Origin of the sequence: Persicitalea sp. (assembly GCF_041751555.1) — a bacterium.
Classification (GTDB): Bacteria; Bacteroidota; Bacteroidia; order Cytophagales; family Spirosomataceae; genus Persicitalea.
In genome coordinates, this window is sequence record NZ_JBGSXF010000633.1 from 1 (window position 1) to 3722 (window position 3722).

Below are 3722 nucleotides of genomic sequence, written 5' to 3' on the forward strand. Positions count from 1 at the left end.
CGTCACCAGCAACTCGCCTTGGTGCATCTTGACCACATTGCGACTGATGGGCAGGCCGATTCCGTAGCCCTCGAAAGAGATGGTATTGCTGGCTCGAAAATAAGGATCGTAGATATAGTTGATCTCATTCGTGGGAATGCCAATGCCCTGATCTTTCACCACGATAATTATTTTACTCAGGGACGCTCCCAATGAAACCCGGACGATTTCATTGTTGGAATACTTACAGGCGTTCATAATGACGTTGGAAAGCGCCAAATGCAGCAACTGCTCGTTGCCCATGATCTGTAAGTTTTCGGGATTTTCCGGCAATAAGCTGAAATCCAAAGCGACTTTATTGCTGGGATAGATTTTATCGACGGTGTCTTTGACATCCCAGATCAACTGGTCGATCCGTACCTTATCGAACTTAACCACCTTGCCGTTGTAGCCAGTTTGGGCCAGAAATAGCAAAGCCTTCGTTTTTTTGCTCAGCTTTTCGGCAGCATCCAGGATAGCCGTCAGAGCTTCCTGATACTCCTGAACGGTACGTGGTTTGGAGAGAACCACGTCGGCTTCGCCAATAATGGACGTCAGCGGAGTATTGAGCTCGTGGGATGCATTACTGACAAAATTTTTCTGTGATTCGAAGGCTGCCTCGAGGCGGTCGAGCATCCCATTAAAAGTGCTGGAAAGGGTACTCAGTTCGTCGTCGTTCTGGGGAACTGGCAATCTCATTTGCAAATTTTCAGAACTGATATCTTCCATTTTAGTAGTAATATCCTGTAAGGGCTGGATGAGTATTCTTGAAAACCAAAATGAAATTATCACCATCAATACCACCGCAATAATCAGCAGCGAAATGAGCAGATTACGTAGATACGCAATGTGGTGGGTATTGTAATAATTCTCGGCCGAGACGATCACGATATAATCCTTCGTGCCCACCGTGTATCGGATGCCCGAATAGAAGGTGTTCTGTATCTTTAAAGATGCAGCCTTCTGCTCCTCGATATCTTTTATAAAACTGATCGGGACACGCAAGCGGGCGGCCTCCGAACGAAGTGAATCGGCCGTTGGCACCTGCAGAATATAGATTTTCTCCTGGGGTAGTTTTTCCAGGTATTCCTGCTTGACCTGTTTGATTGCATTCAGATCCTGGCTGTCTTCAAGCTGAATTTTAGCGGTTGTTACTGCTCTTATCTCAAGTCTTTTATAAAAATCCTCGAAGGAATAATTGGCGGAAGCATAATAAATAAAACTACTATACAGCAGTACAGACAACAAAAAGATTGTACTGAGCAGTAAGATGATTTTAGTCTTTAGTTTCATTGCTTGCTCTCAGTTCTCATGATTTTCCCTCAGAACGTACCCCATACCAATAACTGTGTGAATGAGACGGGAAGCGCCCGACCTTTCTAATTTTTTTCGGAGATAATTTATGTACACATCTACCACGTTAGTATTCATATCAAAGTTGACACCCCATACTTCGTCAAGAATTTCCACCCTCGACAACACCCGTCGCGGGTGATTCATAAAAAAATGTAACAGACGGTACTCGGTCGATGTGAGCGAAATCGCCCGGCCTTCGCGAAGTACTTCTTTCGTATAATCATTCAGCAATAAGTCGCCGAACTGAATACTTTTTTCGTACGGCAGTTCTATTTTAACGGCATCCTTCCGGCGGAGCAGCGCACGAATACGGGCTAGTAATTCAATGAATTTGAAGGGTTTGGTAAGGTAGTCATCTGCACCAGTATTGAGGCCCATTACCACGTTTTCGGTGCTTCCCAGCGCCGAGAGTAGCAAGATGGGCACCTCGAGATCGTGGGTACGAATCATCTTGCACAAATCGAGCCCACCAATAATAGGTAACATGATGTCCATGATAATCAGATCGAAGGATGAACCCGTTACTAATTGCAAACCAATGCCACCATCCATAGCCACACTCACTTCAAAACCTTCTTCTCCTAGTCCTTTGTTTATAAAGGAACAAACCTGGGTATCGTCTTCTATCAGCAGTATTTTCTTTGCGTGATCTGCTTCTGACTGTTGAAAATCGTAGTTTTTTTTCTCCCGCATGGCGATGACGAATACAGTGTTTAAGCGTTTAGTGTAGCGCTACCTGCACAAAAATACGTTTGATTTTTTTGAACGCAGTTATCTCGGGCAAACTTGTAATTTTATAAATCCAAACCAACGGAGTGATTAATAATGATCGAAACCCCGCGCCTGCGCCTGTTGCCATGCGATGACACCATATTCGACGCCATAAAAATGGGTGGTAGTGTACTCTCCCAGACTATTGGGGCCAATGTGCCGAAGAAATGGAGCCAGTACCGAGATACCTTTGCCCCGGCTTACCTGCGTTGGAAAGCGCACAAGCCGCTGCGCGATTGGTGGGTACATCTGATCGTGTACAGGCCCGACAATATGCTGGTAGGTTCGTGCGGCTATAAGGGCGAACCCGACGCCGAAGGCCGCGTAGAGATCGGCTACGAAATTCGTCCTTCGCACCAAAACCTGGGCATCGCCACCGAAGCCGCCCGCGGGCTGGTAAACCACGCTTTTACCCACAGCGAAGTAAAAAAAGTAATCGCCCACACGATACCCGAAGAAAACTACTCGACCCGAATTTTACAGAAAGTAGGCTTCTTCCGCACGGACGATTTCAGCGACCCCGAAGACGGCCTGATGTGGCGATGGGAGATTATTGAACGATGAACTCATCGAAAAATCAACTTTACCCTACCTCTACTCATAGACTTTAAACCGCGGGGGCGGTCCCCTCATAAACTCCCTATGATTGCAGCTTCTCAAAAAGACGACGCCCTGCTGGCAGATATAAGTGCCAGCTTCAACCACCGAAACGGCTTCCGGCTGTGGTGGCTGGGGCAGAGTGGTTTTCTGCTTCAATGGCGGGGGAAGCATTTGCTGTTTGACCCTTATTTGTCGGATTCGCTCACCAAAAAGTACGCCGAAACCGACAAGCCGCACGTGCGCATGAGCGAGCGGGCCATTGACCCGGCCCGGCTGGATTTCCTCGACATCGTTACAAGCAGCCACAACCACACCGACCACCTCGACGCCGACACGTTGCGGCCTATTCTGGACGCCAATCCTGACATAAAACTGGTAATTCCCGAGGCCAATCGCGCCTTCGTCGCCGAGCGGCTGGGCTGCGATGTCAATTTTCCCATCGGTATGAATGATAGTTTCATCAAAGACATCGGCGATTTTCGCTTCTATGGCATTCCGGCGGCGCACAATATGGTAGAACGCGACAACCTGGGCCAGTGCAAATTCATGGGCTATGTGGTTGAATTCGGCAATTACCGAGTCTATCATAGCGGTGACACGCTCTGGTTCAATGGCCTGGAAGATCTGCTTATGCCATATGCTGTGGACGTGGCGATGCTACCCATCAACGGCAATCGACCCGAGCGCCGCGTGGCTGGCAACCTCAGCGCCGGGGAAGCCGCCCAACTGGGCAAAGAAATTGGCGCGGGCTGCGTCATCCCGCATCATTACCACTTGTTTGAATTCAACACCGAAGAGCCCGAAGCATTTGAGAAAGAAGCTCACAGCTTCGGTACCCCGCATCAAGTATTGCGCATTGGGGAGAACTATTCGGTTTCTTGACTACTCAATAGGCGCACTATATACATGAAGCCTGCTTGATGCCGTTTTTTACGCAAGAAATGGCATTATCTGAATATTTATTTAAATTGAATGCC

At 47.9% G+C, this 3722-nt stretch carries 4 protein-coding genes; 2 read left to right on the forward strand and 2 right to left on the reverse strand.

What is annotated here, in order from left to right; all coding sequences use genetic code 11:
* Together ACEW8P_RS22350 and ACEW8P_RS22355 are read right to left on the reverse strand one after the other, a co-directional pair.
* Nucleotides 1-1311, reverse strand: a 1311-nt coding sequence (locus ACEW8P_RS22350) for an ATP-binding protein (protein ID WP_373515287.1), incomplete at its 3' end; no start/stop codon positions are given.
* A gap of 9 nt (nucleotides 1312-1320) precedes the next feature.
* Nucleotides 1321-2067, reverse strand: coding sequence for a response regulator transcription factor (locus ACEW8P_RS22355; protein WP_373515288.1), 747 nt, complete (start codon nucleotides 2065-2067; stop codon nucleotides 1321-1323).
* A 132-nt stretch (nucleotides 2068-2199) separates the two neighbouring features.
* On the opposite strand from ACEW8P_RS22355, the gene ACEW8P_RS22360 reads away from it, so the two are divergent.
* Nucleotides 2200-2709: a GNAT family N-acetyltransferase gene (locus ACEW8P_RS22360; protein ID WP_373515289.1), complete on the forward strand. Its 510-nt coding sequence runs from the start codon at nucleotides 2200-2202 to the stop codon at nucleotides 2707-2709.
* A 78-nt stretch (nucleotides 2710-2787) separates the two neighbouring features.
* Complete coding sequence (locus ACEW8P_RS22365; RefSeq protein WP_373515290.1) at nucleotides 2788-3627, forward strand: MBL fold metallo-hydrolase; 840 nt, start codon at nucleotides 2788-2790, stop codon at nucleotides 3625-3627.
* The last annotated feature ends 95 nt before the right edge of the window (nucleotides 3628-3722 follow it).

Bases quoted from the DNA above. Each gene is read 5' to 3' on its own strand.
- ACEW8P_RS22360 (WP_373515289.1), top strand. From the start codon at position 2,200: ATGATCGAAACCCCGCGCCTGCGCCTGTTGCCATGCGATGACACCATA.
- ACEW8P_RS22365 (WP_373515290.1), top strand. From the start codon at position 2,788: ATGATTGCAGCTTCTCAAAAAGACGACGCCCTGCTGGCAGATATAAGT.
- ACEW8P_RS22355 (WP_373515288.1), bottom strand. From the start codon at position 2,067: ATGCGGGAGAAAAAAAACTACGATTTTCAACAGTCAGAAGCAGATCAC.